This is a genomic window from Pseudomonas fragi, assembly GCF_002269505.1.
In the GTDB taxonomy this organism is placed as follows: Bacteria; Pseudomonadota; Gammaproteobacteria; order Pseudomonadales; family Pseudomonadaceae; genus Aquipseudomonas; species Aquipseudomonas fragi_D.
The window spans coordinates 35861-49952 of record NZ_NQKQ01000012.1 but is presented as its reverse complement, the minus strand read 5'-3'; the positions used below and the strand labels follow the sequence as shown (position 1 = coordinate 49952).

At 58.7% G+C, this 14092-nt stretch carries 15 protein-coding genes and 1 pseudogene; 6 read left to right on the top strand and 10 right to left on the bottom strand.

Annotation, left to right across the window (positions count from 1 at the left end; genetic code table 11):
- Positions 1-72 precede the first annotated feature (72 nt).
- On the bottom strand, positions 73-1029 hold the full coding sequence (locus CJU81_RS12680) for a helix-turn-helix transcriptional regulator (RefSeq protein ID WP_095036895.1): 957 nt from the start codon (positions 1027-1029) through the stop codon (positions 73-75).
- 190 nt (positions 1030-1219) lie between these two features.
- On the opposite strand from CJU81_RS12680, the gene CJU81_RS12675 reads away from it, so the two are divergent.
- On the top strand, positions 1220-2554 hold the full coding sequence (locus CJU81_RS12675) for an amidohydrolase (RefSeq protein ID WP_095036894.1): 1335 nt from the start codon (positions 1220-1222) through the stop codon (positions 2552-2554).
- A gap of 546 nt (positions 2555-3100) precedes the next feature.
- Positions 3101-3430 (top strand): hypothetical protein, encoded by a 330-nt coding sequence (locus CJU81_RS12670; protein WP_094999986.1) that lies wholly within the window; start codon positions 3101-3103, stop codon positions 3428-3430.
- 52 nt (positions 3431-3482) lie between these two features.
- On the opposite strand, the gene CJU81_RS12665 is transcribed toward CJU81_RS12670, so the two are convergent.
- The 5 genes and pseudogenes from CJU81_RS12665 to CJU81_RS12645 form a co-directional block, all read right to left on the bottom strand.
- A complete protein-coding gene (locus CJU81_RS12665) occupies positions 3483-3971 on the bottom strand; it encodes a hypothetical protein (protein ID WP_095036893.1) in 489 nt (162 codons plus the stop codon).
- Positions 3972-4146: 175 nt separating this feature from the next.
- Positions 4147-5076, bottom strand: coding sequence for an electron transfer flavoprotein subunit alpha/FixB family protein (locus CJU81_RS12660; protein ID WP_095036892.1), 930 nt, complete (start codon positions 5074-5076; stop codon positions 4147-4149).
- A 2-nt stretch (positions 5077-5078) separates the two neighbouring features.
- On the bottom strand, positions 5079-5828 hold the full coding sequence (locus CJU81_RS12655) for an electron transfer flavoprotein subunit beta/FixA family protein (RefSeq protein ID WP_095036891.1): 750 nt from the start codon (positions 5826-5828) through the stop codon (positions 5079-5081).
- A 35-nt stretch (positions 5829-5863) separates the two neighbouring features.
- A pseudogene (locus CJU81_RS12650) lies at positions 5864-6238 on the bottom strand (cytosine permease); the annotation flags it as partial.
- 8 nt (positions 6239-6246) lie between these two features.
- The gene (locus CJU81_RS12645; protein WP_095036890.1) at positions 6247-6951 is read right to left on the bottom strand and encodes a YoaK family protein; all 705 of its coding nucleotides are present in this window, start codon (positions 6949-6951) and stop codon (positions 6247-6249) included.
- A 261-nt stretch (positions 6952-7212) separates the two neighbouring features.
- Here CJU81_RS12645 and CJU81_RS12640 point away from each other — a divergent pair, with 261 nt between their 5' ends.
- Complete coding sequence (locus CJU81_RS12640) at positions 7213-7887, top strand: histidine phosphatase family protein (RefSeq protein ID WP_095031114.1); 675 nt, start codon at positions 7213-7215, stop codon at positions 7885-7887.
- Positions 7888-7903: 16 nt separating this feature from the next.
- Here the strand turns inward: CJU81_RS12640 and CJU81_RS12635 are convergent, their stop codons facing one another.
- Positions 7904-8842, bottom strand: coding sequence for a DMT family transporter (locus CJU81_RS12635; protein WP_095036889.1), 939 nt, complete (start codon positions 8840-8842; stop codon positions 7904-7906).
- A 311-nt stretch (positions 8843-9153) separates the two neighbouring features.
- Between CJU81_RS12635 and CJU81_RS12630 the strand changes: the two genes are divergently transcribed.
- Both CJU81_RS12630 and CJU81_RS12625 read left to right on the top strand, forming a co-directional pair.
- Complete coding sequence (locus CJU81_RS12630; RefSeq protein ID WP_095036888.1) at positions 9154-10092, top strand: LysR substrate-binding domain-containing protein; 939 nt, start codon at positions 9154-9156, stop codon at positions 10090-10092.
- A complete protein-coding gene (locus tag CJU81_RS12625) occupies positions 10089-10310 on the top strand; it encodes a YgdI/YgdR family lipoprotein (protein ID WP_095031117.1) in 222 nt (73 codons plus the stop codon). Before CJU81_RS12630 ends, CJU81_RS12625 begins: the two co-directional genes overlap by 4 nt.
- A gap of 48 nt (positions 10311-10358) precedes the next feature.
- Here CJU81_RS12625 and CJU81_RS12620 read toward each other — a convergent pair whose 3' ends face one another.
- Genes CJU81_RS12620 through CJU81_RS12610 form a run of 3 tightly spaced genes read right to left on the bottom strand, consistent with a single transcriptional unit; the run spans position 10359 to position 13125 of the window.
- Positions 10359-11651, bottom strand: coding sequence for an NAD(P)/FAD-dependent oxidoreductase (locus CJU81_RS12620; RefSeq protein WP_095036887.1), 1293 nt, complete (start codon positions 11649-11651; stop codon positions 10359-10361).
- Positions 11648-12304: an amino acid ABC transporter permease gene (locus CJU81_RS12615; RefSeq protein ID WP_095031119.1), complete on the bottom strand. Its 657-nt coding sequence runs from the start codon at positions 12302-12304 to the stop codon at positions 11648-11650. The genes CJU81_RS12620 and CJU81_RS12615 overlap by 4 nt, the downstream gene beginning before the upstream one ends.
- 59 nt (positions 12305-12363) lie before the next feature.
- Positions 12364-13125 (bottom strand): ABC transporter substrate-binding protein, encoded by a 762-nt coding sequence (locus tag CJU81_RS12610; RefSeq protein WP_095036886.1) that lies wholly within the window; start codon positions 13123-13125, stop codon positions 12364-12366.
- A 171-nt stretch (positions 13126-13296) separates the two neighbouring features.
- Here CJU81_RS12610 and CJU81_RS12605 point away from each other — a divergent pair, with 171 nt between their 5' ends.
- Positions 13297-14073 (top strand): IclR family transcriptional regulator, encoded by a 777-nt coding sequence (locus tag CJU81_RS12605; RefSeq protein WP_095036885.1) that lies wholly within the window; start codon positions 13297-13299, stop codon positions 14071-14073.
- The last annotated feature ends 19 nt before the right edge of the window (positions 14074-14092 follow it).

Here is a 14092-nt window from a genome sequence, read left to right as displayed (position 1 = left end):
TGCGCAAATCTGCTTTTGCTTTTAGTCCCCTCTCCCTCCGGGAGAGGGTTAGGGTGAGGGCCGCCTTTAAATTCAATGCCGGCGCTTGAAGGTGCTCGAAGGCAGCTCGCCGAACTGCAAACGGTAGCTTTCGGAAAATCGGCCCAGGTGCATAAAGCCGTAATCGAGTGCCAGCTCTGTGAGGCTGCGTACCGTGCAGCTGGGGTCGCTCAGGCAGGCGTGAACACGCTCGAGCTTGCGCTGGCGGATGTACTGCAAGGGGGTCACGCCCAGTTGGCGCTCGAACAGGCTATAGAGCGAGCGCTGGCTGATGCACGCTTGCGCAGCCAGGTCTTCACTGCTGATGTCCTGCTTGAGGTGGCGCTCGATGTAATCGAGGAGGCGCTCAATACTGGCACTGGCGGATGCCAGGTTTTCACGGCTGATATTGGTCTGCATCAGGGTCAACAGCTTGCTGGCGACAATCTGCGTGTAGTGCTCCTGCACCCGCTGCAGCGGGTCGCTGGCCTCGGACTCCTGGCACACCATGCCCAGCAAGCCGAGAAACCCCTCCAGCTCATCGAGCCGGTAATGATTGCGCATAAAGCGCACACCGCCCGCAGGCCGCCGCCAGCGCTGATCGTCACACACCGATTCGAGCAAGCTGGCCGGTATTTTAAGGATGAATTTTTCGCAATCCTGCGAGTACGTCAGGTCGACCGGGTCGTCAGGATTGATCAGCAACAGCTCGCCCGGCACCAGATGGTGCTCACGGGTCGGACCACGCCACAGGCAATTGCCGCTCAACAGGACCTGCAGGTGGAAGATGGTCTCCAGCGCAGGCGACGTTACGCGGACACTGCCGCCGTAACTGATACGGCACAGATCCAGCTCGGCGAACTTGCGATGATTGAGGCTGGCCAGCGGCCGGGTGGTTCGGGAAAGGCCAATACAGTGCTGGCCAACATGTCGATTCACATAATCGGACACGGCATGCGGGTCAGCATGTCGGAACACACTACTGCGCTCGCTCAGCAGGCGGCTATCCATCGGTCAGGTACTCGGTGTTGTCATTATTATTGGCGTCACAGGCGCCAGAGTAAGCACGCTGACATTGGCAGGGCAATTGGACCCTCGGCTAATGTGCGGTAATCGAACGCTTTTAGCCGGGCGGTTGCGCCGCCCCTGCAAAAAACTGGCTTACCCTGTGCGCCCAAAAACAACAAACAAGAGACCTTCGATGCTGCCCTGCCTTCGCCATGCCCCTTTGTACCTCGCCCTGTTGAGCGCACTGTCCAGCACCAGCCATGCGGCTGACCTGAGCTGGGTCGACCCCGCCGTCGCGGTGGTCAATGATCAAGTGATCTCGCTGCGCCACACCCTTCACCAGAATCCCGAGATGGGTAATCAGGAATTCAAGACCGCCGCTCTGGTCGCCGAGCAGCTCAAGAGCCTGGGCTTGCAGGTGCGCACCGGGGTCGGCAAAACCGGCGTGGTTGGCGTGCTCAAGGGCGGCCTGCCCGGGCCGGTCGTGGCCCTGCGTGCCGACATGGACGCACTGCCGGTCAAAGAAATGACCGGCCTGCCCTGGGCCAGCAAAGCCACGGGCGTGCGCCTGGGCAAGACCGTGCCGGTGATGCATGCCTGCGGCCATGACACCCACACCGCCATGCTGCTGGGCGCAGCCAGAGTACTGGCCGAGCATCGCGATCAGGTCGCCGGCACCGTGGTATTCCTGTTCCAGCCTGCCGAAGAAGGCGCAGCGGACCTGGACGAATTCGAGACCGACACCCTGATCGGCGCCCAGGCCATGATCCGCGACGGTGCGCTGGACTCACCCAAGGTCGAAGCGGTTTTCGGCGTGCATGTGATGGCGGGTTACCCCACGGGACATCTGTATTACAAGGCCGGTACCGTGCTCAATAGCAGCGACGGTTTTCGCATCATAGTCAAAGGCCAACAGACCCACGGCTCGGCCCCCTGGAGCGGCGTAGACCCGGTGGTGGCCAGCGCAGGCATTATCAACGGCCTGCAAACTCTGGTCAGCCGCCGGGCTGATTTGACCCAGGGGATGGGCGTGATCAGTGTTGGCACCATCAATGCCGGTTCTGCGGCCAATATCATCCCCGAAACCGTGGAAATGACCGGCACCATCCGCAGCAACAGCGCCGCGGTGCGCGACACCCTGTTGAAAAAAATGCCTCCGCTGGTGCAAGGCATCGCCAGTGCCTACGAGACCGAAGCCAGCCTGCTGCTGGTCAATCATGCGCCAGTCACCAGCAACGATCCGCAGTTGACCGCAGCCATGGTCCCGGCTCTGGAACTGGCAGCGCCAGGCAAAGTGCAGTTGCTGCCTGCGTCCCTGTCGCCAAGCGAAGACTTCTCGTACTACGCCGAAAAAGTCCCGGGTTTGTTCGTATTTTTGGGCGCAACGCCTGAAGGGCAGGACATGAGCAAGGCCGCGAACAACCACAGCCCCTACTTCACCGCCGACGATGCCACCCTGGCCACAGGGGTGAAAGCCCATGTGCAGTTTGTGATGAATTATCCGGGGCAGGTGCGCAGCAGCAACTGATCTGGGCTTGCCCACGCCGGGTAGCAGTTGCCGAACAAACACGGGGCAACAGCTACCCGTTCCGTCTTCGCCAGGGATGACCGGCATGCTGAAAACAGACCTATCAGTCACCTATGTAGTGCCTTAATATAATCACTACATATGTATTGACGGCACGATTTTCCCCCAGCATTATGCAGACGTCTTCCCCACCGGAAGCGCTGGAAAGGGTTGTTGCAAGCATGCTCGACGAGCTGTCGGGCTGTTCCGGGATAGGTACTGCCCACAAGGCAGAATTGATGAAGCTGACCTGGCTTGATCGTCCGCGTCAAAGACGACAGGGGCTAGCGAAACGTCCTCAAGAAGCTTGTGGCTGATGCGTCATGTCACTCAGGCATCCTGGTTCACGCTGCTCTCCTTCGCTTTACGCTCTTTATGTAGTGCCGGGTTTCACTACTACATATGACGAACTCAAGACAGATCTGCTTTGGATGGACACTACGTAGCGCTGCATGTGCAGTTGCGCGAATCAATTAGACAGATCAACGAGTAGTCAAGGAGTTAGCCATGAACCTGAATAACCAACCGACTGTTAACGAGCTGGCTCGACTCTTCGCCGCCCAGAAAGACACGCTGAACGACCATATCCTGTGGATCAGCGAAGCCGGTGATGTACGCATCGATCCCGTAACGTCGTGCAAGGAAGAAACCAGATTCGAGGAGGAACGCCCACAAATGCGAGCCCACCTCAAAATGTACCGCCGTGGCCAAGGCTACGTGGGCAAGAAGGCTGCAGCCGATAGCGACTATATGGCGCGCGTGCTGCAAACCCTGACCCTGACCTGGCAAAAAGCTCAAACCGAGCCTGCACTGGTCAAAGTTAACAGCTACAGCTGATAACCCCCTGCCGTACAAAAAAGCCCCGGATCATCTCCGGGGCTTTTTTACATCAGGAACCTGCAATTTTGACGCAGGTTTCCGTCCCTCGACCACCGCCCATGTAATCGGGCAAGTAATAGGATTTGTGTAACGTCGTTGAATATTGCCCCTTATTGTCCTGATCACGGGAAACAACCGTTATGCCCACGCCGCGATCAGTCGCTGCACTTTGACTGTCATTGGCGAAGTACATGGCCAACAAGTGCCCCTGGGCGGCAGCAATACCCGAGTAGGTAGCGGTTGCGCCATCAAGCGGAACTTCCAGCTTGAATTTATAGGCGCCAAAACCCTGGGCGAAATTGCTCACTCTGTCGTCCACTGCGAACGTCAAATCCCCCTTGAAAGCCCCGTCATGACTGTCATAGCCCGTGCATTTGTAACTGCCTGCTATAAACAACGGATCATTGACCAGTGTGTCCGCCAATAAAGAACCGGCACTGGTAATGCCTGCAACGACAAACAATGTGTTTAATACGGCTTTAGGGAAGTTACCCGACATATTTTACCCTCGAAACTGCTTAATAAGGATGGGATGTGACCGTCGGGAATTTACACTTCAGCGGATACGGCATATATAAAACTACAAAGCGGATTGTGCCAAAACTTGTATTGCGCACTGAATCTGCCGTCTGCGGGAGCGAACTTGTCCGCTCCCACAAACAGCACATAAGGGTTTAAACCGCCTGCTCCAGCTCAGGTACCGCTTCGAACAAGTCCGCAACCAGGCCGTAATCGGCCACCTGGAAGATCGGAGCCTCTTCGTCCTTGTTGATCGCAACGATCACCTTGGCATCTTTCATACCGGCCAGATGCTGGATTGCACCGGAAATACCCACTGCGATATACAGCTGTGGCGCAACGATTTTTCCGGTCTGACCGACCTGCATGTCGTTAGGCACAAAACCTGCGTCCACGGCCGCACGCGAAGCCCCCACCCCAGCGCCCAGCTTGTCGGCCAATGCATACAGATACTTGAAGTTGTCGCCGTTCTGCATGCCACGACCGCCGGAAACCACGACTTTGGCAGCCGTCAGTTCAGGACGGTCCGACTTGGCCAGCTCTTCACCCACGAACGAGGAAGTGCCTGCATCGTGAACCGCTGCAACCGCTTCAACCGCTGCCGAACCACCTTGGGCGGCAACCGGGTCGAAACCGGTGGCTCGTACGGTGATCACTTTGACCGGCGCCGTGGACTGCACCGTGGCAATGGCGTTGCCGGCGTAGATCGGACGGGTGAAGGTATCAGCGCTGACCACCGAGATGATCTCAGAGATCTGGTCAACATCAAGCGCAGCAGCAACCCGCGGCAGGATGTTTTTGCCGTTGGAAGTAGCTGCAGCCAGGATGTGACTGTAGCCAGTGCCAAGCTCTGCTACCAGTGGTGCAACGTTTTCCGGCAGTTGATGGGCGTAAGCCGCGTTATCCGCAACCAGGACCTTGGCCACGCCAGTGATCTGTGCGGCGGCTTGTGCCACAGCAGCCACACCCTGCCCTGCAACCAGCAGGTGAATATCTCCACCCATTTTGCCCGCTGCGGCCACTGTGTTAAGGGTTGCCGATGCAATACCGGCACCGTCGTGCTCTGCAATTACCAGGACAGTCATGCTCAGATCACCTTCGCTTCGTTTTTCAGTTTCTCGACCAGTTCAGCCACCGACTTGACCTTGATACCCGCGCTGCGTGCAGCCGGGGCTTCAACTTTCAGGGTTTTGTTGGTCGAAGCCGTGGAAACACCCAACGCGTCTGGGGTCAGTACTTCAAGCGGCTTTTTCTTGGCTTTCATGATGTTTGGCAGGGACGCATAACGCGGCTCGTTCAAACGCAGGTCGGTGGTGATGATCGCCGGCAAGCTCAGCGAAACAGTTTGCGCGCCGCCGTCGACTTCACGGGTCACGGCAACCTTGTCACCTGCCACTTCAACCTTGGACGCGAATGTACCCTGGCCGAAACCGGTCAGCGCAGCCAGCATCTGGCCCGTCTGGTTGTTGTCGCTGTCGATGGCCTGTTTGCCCAGGATCACCAGTTGCGGCTGTTCCTTGTCAACAACGGCCTTGAGCAGCTTGGCCACGGCCAGCGAGGTCAGGTCTTCGGCGGACTCGACGAGAATGGCGCGATCGGCACCCAGTGCCAGCGCGGTACGCAGCTGCTCCTGAGCGGTGGTCGGGCCGATGGAGACGACGACGATTTCAGTAGCAACACCCTCCTCTTTCAGGCGTACGGCTTCTTCCACGGCGATTTCGCAGAAGGGGTTCATCGACATCTTGACGTTGGCGAGGTCAACGCCGGAGTTGTCCGCCTTGACGCGAACCTTGACGTTGTAATCGACCACGCGCTTGATACAGGCCAGCACCTTCATTGTTGCTCCCCCTATGGCTACTTGATTGAAAAAACCTAAACCGCCGCAGGCTCGGCCGGCAAAATCAGTTGATCCGGCACCGACTGCCCCGAGTTGCGTGCCACGAAGTAGTACACCAGCGCTGGCAGCGTCAGGCCGATGATCCAGGAAATATCAGTCCCGCCCAGATGTTCCACCAGAGGCCCGGTGTAAAAGCTGGTGGCGATAAACGGCAACTGCACCACCACCCCGAAGGCGTAGACCAGAATACCGCGCAGGTTCCAGCGCCCGTATCGGCCATTCGGGTTAGACAGCGCCGGCACGTCATAGCGTTCTTTGCTGATCAGGTAAAAGCCCACCAGGTTGATCGCGCTCCACGGGGTGAAAAATGCCAGCAAAAAAAGGATAAATGCCGAGAAATCCTTGAGAAACCGGGCGTTTAGCGCGGCATGTAATCGCGCTGCCAGCGCCGCGGGATGCGCAGCGAAACCAGCCCCAGCACGCCAGCAAAGCCGGCGCTGAAGAGCATCGCCCTGAGCCCGAACTGCGCCTCGAGCAATGCGCCCAGAATCGCCCCCAGCAGCATCCCGGTCCAGGGCACCAGTTGCACGCGCCAGCCGCTGCGGCGCTCACCCAGCATCCAGCGCCCCAGACCCCGGCCAAAACGCGACAGAGCCCCGGTCACATAGGTCAGGCCCACCGGCAAGCCGTTGACCTGCTCCACAGCGGCATTGAGCATACCCATCGCCACAACCGCAGCCAGCAAAGCCGGCACCTTGCTGGCTAGCGGCAGCAAGGCTGCCGCACACAGCAAAGCTGCGATCACCAGCATCAACGGCAAGGCACGCCGCCCGCCCCAGCGCCCCAGCAGCACCCCCAGGGCGTTGCCGAGAATAAACGCGAGCACGGCAAACAACAGGCGCACCACCATGCCCAGGTCGCCCTCGCCCACAGCCACCGCCAGACGCGTGGTATTGCCGCTCATAAAGGAGACAAAATCACCGGTGGCCAAAAAGCCGATGGCATCGGTCATGCCCGCCAGCACCGACAAGCTGGCCACCATGGCCAGCCCTACCCGCCCGCGCCAGGCGCGAACCCGCAAATGCACAGGGTTGCTCGGTTTTCTGAGTGGCGCTGGAAGCATGGCGGCAGCCTCTGGAGAGTTATCCGACTAAAGAGAGAACGATTTTGTCATATAAAAAAGCCACCATAGCACTCAGTCTGTAGGACTATTCCCGACATAGCGCAGGTAAAATCGAACCAATTGTGAAAAACGCGTCTAATAACTGCTTCGACCAAGGATGAGAAGCATTACTTGTGCAGCAATGACAGGGAACAACACGCGGGCTGATGCTCCCGGTGTGCCAGGCCGGTCGGCCTTAATAGAGGCAAACAGAAGAACCCCATGACCCTGTCCGTATGGATCAAACCGCGACTCAAACCCTGCGCAGTGGCCCTTGGCACGCTGCTTCTGGTCAGCGCCGCAACCACCCTTGCCGTTCACGCTGACAAGGTCTTCGCCCAGCCGGTTGACGGCGTACAGACCCTGGTGTTTTTGCGCCACGCTGAAAAACCTGCAGACGGTCTTGGCCAACTCACCTGCCAGGGGCTGAACCGGGCGATTGATCTGGCCACCCTCCTGCCGCAACGCTACGGCAAGGCTGACTACGTGTTTGCCGCCAACCCTTCGCGCCAGGTTGAAGAAGGCGCCAATGATGATGCCTACAGTTACGTCCGGCCGCTGATGACCATCAACCCCAGCGCGATCAAACTGGGCTTGCCGATCAATCTGCAATACTCGGCCAACGATACCCGCCAACTGGCCAAAGAGCTGACCGACGACCAGTATCACAGCTCAACCATCTATACCGCCTGGTCCCACGGCTACTTGCCGGAACTGATCAATGACGTTGCCAGCCAGGCGCTGGGCAAAAAGACCTCGTTGACCGAAGACTGGTCCGGCGGTGACTTCGATTCGCTGTATGTGCTGACCCTGACCTGGAAAGATGGCAAGGCCTCACTGCTCAGCCGCGTCGACAAGCAACAACTCAACAATGGCTCGCACATTTGCCCGACCTGATCATTCCAGCAGTCACTTACGGCGCCAGCGCCGGGCGTGCCGGAGCATGGCGGTGCACGGCCCAACTGACCCCGCCCAGCAGCAGCCCCACTGCCAGCGCCTCGACGAACGTTGGCCAACGCTGCAGGTAAATGAAGCCATAGTGCAGCGCAAACACCGTTTCAAACACAATCAACTGCCCGCTCAAGGTCAACGGCAAGCGGCGTGACGAAGCATTCCACATGCGATTGCCAAACCATGAACCGAGCACTGCGCACGCCAGATTGACCAGCCAGAACATCTGCCAGCGCTGATCACTGGCCTCGACAGTCACGGCCTCCAGCGACAGTAAATGCGCCACGCCCCAGATCAGCACACCCAGCACTCCGGTAGTGACGCCCCACAACGTTGACCATTCGCCACTTTCAAATCGGCTGTGCTTCAGATACCGGGCATTTTCGATCGCGAACCAACTCCAGTATGCCAGAGCCCCCACCCCGCACAGCACGCCGAGTAACCGGGTGCCCATTGGCTGCTGCGAAGCGCTGGCGAACAAGGCATCCAGGTTGATGCACAGCACACCGCCGATAACCAGCAGCAACGGCCACGCCAGGTGTGCCAGCGGCACGGCTCCGGCATCGCGTCGGCCCAACCAGGTAATGCTCAATGGCAACACACCAATAATCAGCGAGGCAGCAGCAATACCCACCCATTGGACCGATGCCGCGAGCAGCATGTAATAAACCAGATTACCCAGCAGGGCGAACCTGATCAGGGTCAGCACATCGCGCCGCGTGAGCTGGCGCAGCAAACGCCTGGCATTGGGCAACAGCAACAGCAGCGACACCGCGCCATATACCATAAAACGCCCGCAACTGAGCAACAGCGGACTGAACTCGGGCAACAACTTGGGCACCAGAAACACCAGCCCCCAGACCGCCCCGGCCATGCCTGCATAGACTATCCCGCGTTTCATTGAATGCTCTCGAACTGTTGAATATCGGCAGAGCGTAGGCAGTTGCGAGCTGGCGCACAAAAGATCATTTGGCATACTGGCATTCCACAAGGGAATGGCTTATACCCTTATGCGGGCCCTGGCACCCTGTAGTTGCTGCCGAGGAACGATGGCTGCGAGCGGCGGCGCAGCCGTCGTAAAACCGGTCGCCGCGCTGGGCCTGGCTAACCGCACACCCCAGGCTTATCACGGCCTCGGCGCAATGCTGCTACACGCCAATCGCAGCCATCGTTCCTCGGCAGCGACTACAACAGCGCCGACAGGAAACCCTTATGAACCGCTACCACAAACACCTGCCTCCCCTGGACAGCCTGATCACTTTCGAGGCCGTAGGCCGCAATGGCAGTTTTACCCGCGCAGCCAGCGAGCTGTGCCTCACCCAAAGTGCGGTCAGCAAACAAATCCGCGTCCTGGAAAACAACCTCAAACTGGCCCTGTTCGAGCGTCAGGCCCGTGGCATTTGCCTGACCCATGCTGGCGCCAGCCTGTTCAGTGAAGTCAGTACCCTGCTCGAACGCCTGCAACACAGCGTCAACCGGATCAAGGCCGCCCACTCGCCCAATGCGGTCACTGTGCTGTGTACCCATGCCGTCGCGCAGTTCTGGCTGTTCCCGCGGCTGCTCGCGTTTAACACCGAGCACCCTGCAATCACGGTCAATATCCACGCCAGCAACGATATCGACGAATCCAGCGTTGCTGATTACGACTTCTGCATCCTGTATGGCACCGGCCAGTGGTCATCCCTGAATGCCGAGCTGCTGTTTGCCGAAAAGGTCTACCCGGTTGCTCACCCCAGCCTCCCGCTGGCCACTGTCAACCACCCCGCCGATCTGCAAGGCCTGCCCCTGATCGAGCTGGATGCATCGGGCTGGAACTGCATGGACTGGCTCGACTGGTTCAAACATTTTGCTCTGGAACACAAGGCCGATGCGCAGCGACCCACCTTCAATCAGGTCACCCTTGCCTATCAGGCGATCGTGCAAGGCATGGGGGTGGGGCTGGGTTGGGACTTTATGGTCAGGGACAAAATCGAACGGGGCGAACTGCGCCGCGTCGGCCCGTTTGAATTTTTCAGCACAAACGCCGATCATCTGGCGCACTCTCGGCAAAAAACGCTGTCAGATGCAGCACTTACTTTCCAGCGCTGGCTGCTCGATGAAGCCCGGCGCGACCCATCTCCAACTTGCCAACAGCTCAAGGTACATGCATGAAGATCAAGGTTACCGGTTTACCCCTGCTTTTAGCGGCCTTGCTGGGACTGGCGGGCTGCGCGACCCCGAGCGTTGTAACCCTGCAAAACGGCACGCAATACCTGACCAAGGACCTGCCCACTACCACCAACAAGGACGGCTTCTATGAATTCGTCGACATAGCAGGCAAGCACATCAAGGTCAGGGCCGAAGATGTGTCCACGATAAAGTCAGACTGAACAGTAGCGGCAAGCTGCAAGAGATGCGCTTGCCGCTTGCCGCGGCCTTTAACCGCTCAGTGCATCCAGCAACCGGTAGTAGCTGATACCCGCCGCCACGTACAGGCGCTGCAAGCTGTGGAAGGGAATTCTGCGAATCGGCGTTACCGGGAACGGGAAGTCACTGCTGGCCCCCGAGATCCGCGCCGCCAGATGCTTGCCTAAGGTTGTCGCCATCGCAATACCACGCCCGTTGTAGCCCATCAGAATCGACAGGCCCGGCTGCGGCTCATGCAGTTGCGGCAACACACTGTGATTGAGCGCCACCCGCCCGCTCCAGCGGTATTCGATCGCCACGCCTGCCAACTGCGGAAACACGCTGATCAGCGAGCGCTCAAGGTGTGCCCAGTCTTCAGCGCGGCGCGGTTCGGCAAACGGCCCGCGCCCACCCAGCAACACGCGTCCCTGTGCATCCTGCTTGAAGTACAGCAACAGACGCCGCGCATCCGAACACACTTCCCCGCCCGGCAAAATAGTTTTGCGCAGTTCCGGTGACAGCGGCCGCGTGGCAATCAGGAAGCTATTGGCCGCCAGCACGGTCTGTCGCAGCCCCGGCCACAAGCCATCGGTATAGCCATTGGTGGCCAGCACCACGCGATCGGCCGTCACGGTGTGACCTGGTGCAGTGGTCAGTTGCCACTGCGTTCCAATGCGGCGCAAGTCCGTCACCCGGCTATCGCTGTGAATCATCACGCCACGCCCCAGCGCAGACCTGGCCAGGCCACGCGCATAGTTGAGCGGATGTAAACTGCCGGCACGCGGGTCAACCCAGCCACCCACGTAATTGTGCGTGCCGATGCGCTGGCATACGGCATCACTGTCCAGCAACTCGGCGGCCACACCGCGCTGTTGCCACTGGCGGGCACGGTGTTCCAACGTCTTCATCGTCGCGCTGGAAAAGGCCGGTTGAATCCAGCCCTTGCGCGTTGCATCGCAGGCAATACCGTATTCGCGAATCAGTGAAAACACTTCATCAGCAGCCCCGCCACAGGCTTCGATGATTTTCTCGCCACGTTCCGTTCCAAAACGCTCAAGCAACTGATCGGGGTCGTATTTGAGGCCGGGGATGACCTGCCCGCCGTTGCGCCCCGAAGCGCCCCAGCCCGGCTCCCCCGCATCCAGCACACAGACGCTGACACCCGATTCCGCCAGGCGCAGTGCGGTCACCAGCCCCGTGTACCCGGCACCGACAATCGCCACGTCCACCCGTTTGTTTTCCGCCAGCGCCTGGGTCAGTGCCGCGGGGCGAGCCGTGGCGGACCAGAGCGAAGGCGGTAAGGTCAACTTTGACGTTGCTTTCATGTACGCCTCCGCAGCGCAAAACGGCCTTCCAGACGACGCAAGCCATAGGACAGCGGCAAGCTCATCGACAGATAAAGCAACGCAACCAGGGTATAGACCGTCATGTTTTCAAAGGTCGAAGACGCAATCAGTTGCCCTTGACGGGTCATTTCCGCCACGGTGATGGTCGACACCAGCGACGAGTCTTTGAGCATCATCACCAGCGTATTGCCATAGGGCGGCAAGGCAATGCGAAATGCCTGGGGCAACACAATCCGGCGCATGATCAGCAGACCGCGCATGCCAAACGACTCGGCGGCCTCGATCTGGCCCAGGTCGATGGCCTGGATCCCCGCGCGAAAGTTCTCGGCCTGATAGGCCGAATAGGCAATGCCCAGACCGATCACGCCAGCCTGCATGGCGCTGAGCTGGATGCCGAAGTCGGGCAATACAAAGTAGATATAAAACAGCTGCACGATAATCGGCAGCCCGCGAATCACATTGACCACGCCAATGGCAAACAATGCGATGGCGCGGATTTTGGAAACCATCATCAGCGCAAACAGCAAGCCGATCACTGAACTGAGCAGGAACGAACCTGCTGTGACCTGCACCGTGACCACTGCGCCTTTGAGCAGAATTGGAAGAAAGTCCAACGCGTCCTGAACAAACATAAACTACCTGCGCACCGCTACAAGAAGTGGCCCACCGCAACGCGGGGGCCACAGGATCATCAGTTCAGTTGCCACTTCTCGATGATGCGTTGCAGCGAGCCGTCGGCCTTGATGGCGGCAATGCCCTTGTTGACCTGCGCCAGCTTCTCGGCGTCGCCCTGGCGCATGACCAGACAGACATCGCCCATCACCACCGGCACATAGGTGCTCGACAGTTTTACGTCCGGATTTTTACCCTGAGCCAGCTGGTAGGCGATGATCGGGCGATCACCGAATGCCGCCTTGATACGGCCCAGCTTGAGGTCACGCATCAGGTCAGGGATGGAGTCGTAGCTACGCACTTCCTTGAAGCCACCGTGCTTGTTCAGCGCGTCGAGGAAGACAGTGCCCACCTGGGCGCCGACCACTTCACCGGCCAGGTCATCCATGGTTTTGTAATCTTTCTGGTCATCGGCCTTGACGATCAGACCTTCGCCGTAGCTGAAAATCGGATCGGAATACTGCACAACCTTTTCACGCTCAGGGGTTTTGAGCATGGCGGCGGAAATCAGGTCGATCTTGTTGGTGGTCAACGAAGGGATCAGAGCAGCAAAGGTGGTTTGCTGGATCTCGGTGTCAAAGCCGCCGGCTTTGCCCACGGCCTCGGCAGCGTCGACCATCATGCCCTGGATCTTCCCGCTCTTGATATCGAGGAAGGTAAACGGGATGCCCGTTGCCGTCGCACCGACTTTATAGACAGGCTCTGCAACAGCGCTGGCTGATCCAATCAACCCGGCAGCCATTGCGCATACAAGCGTCAGCACTTGAAAAGGTTTGTGCATAGCGAATCTCCCTGTGGTCGCTTTTATTGTTGCGATACGGCACTCAACAAGCCCTGAAGCCTCTGGTGCAAAATGCCGCCATCGACTATAACCAATTTACTTAAATCGTAAAGAGATTTATAAGTATCGCATATCGATACTTATAGACCTGAAACAAGCCAAGGATGCGCCATGAGCGATAACAACAACCCTCTTTTCAACCAGTCACTGGAAAAGGGCCTGGCCGTACTTCGCGGCTTCGGGGCGGCGCGGCGCACCATGACCCTGGCGGATATAGCCCTGGTGGCAGGCATCAGCAAAAGTTCGGCCCAACGCATGGTCCATACCCTTGAGGAACTCGGCTATGTGCGCAAACACCCGCAAAGCCGCCGCTTTCAGTTAACGCCCAAAGTTATGGAAATCGGCTACAACTATTTGGCCGCCGACATATTGGTAGATGTGGCAAACCCCTACTTGGCCGAGCTCAACCAGATCACCGGCGAGACGGTCAACCTGACCGAGCCCGACGGGCTGGACATGGTGTATGTGTCGCGCTTTGTTGCGCCAAAATTCATCCCGATCCATATGCCCATCGGTAGCCGCATCCCCATGTATTGCACCGGTGGTGGTCGGGCCTATCTGAGTGGTCTGGCTGATGATGAGGTTCGCAGTGTGCTGCAAGACAGCCAGCTGATCGAACTGACCCGCTATACCCTGACCGATGCCGATGCCATTTTTGAACGGGTGCAGACCAGCCGCAAACAGGGTTATGCCACCAACAAGGAAGAGATGTTTCTGGGCGATATGACCATTGCGGCGCCGATTTTCAACAGCAACGGCCTGCCGGTGGCCGCAGTGCATGTGGTGGTGCCAAGCAGCCGCTGGAGCATGGAGGACGCCGAAGAAAAACTGGCCTCGACGGTGATTCAGTGCGCCCGCGGGATCAGCAACTCGATCAGGACGTTGTAGCCCATATATACGACGACTG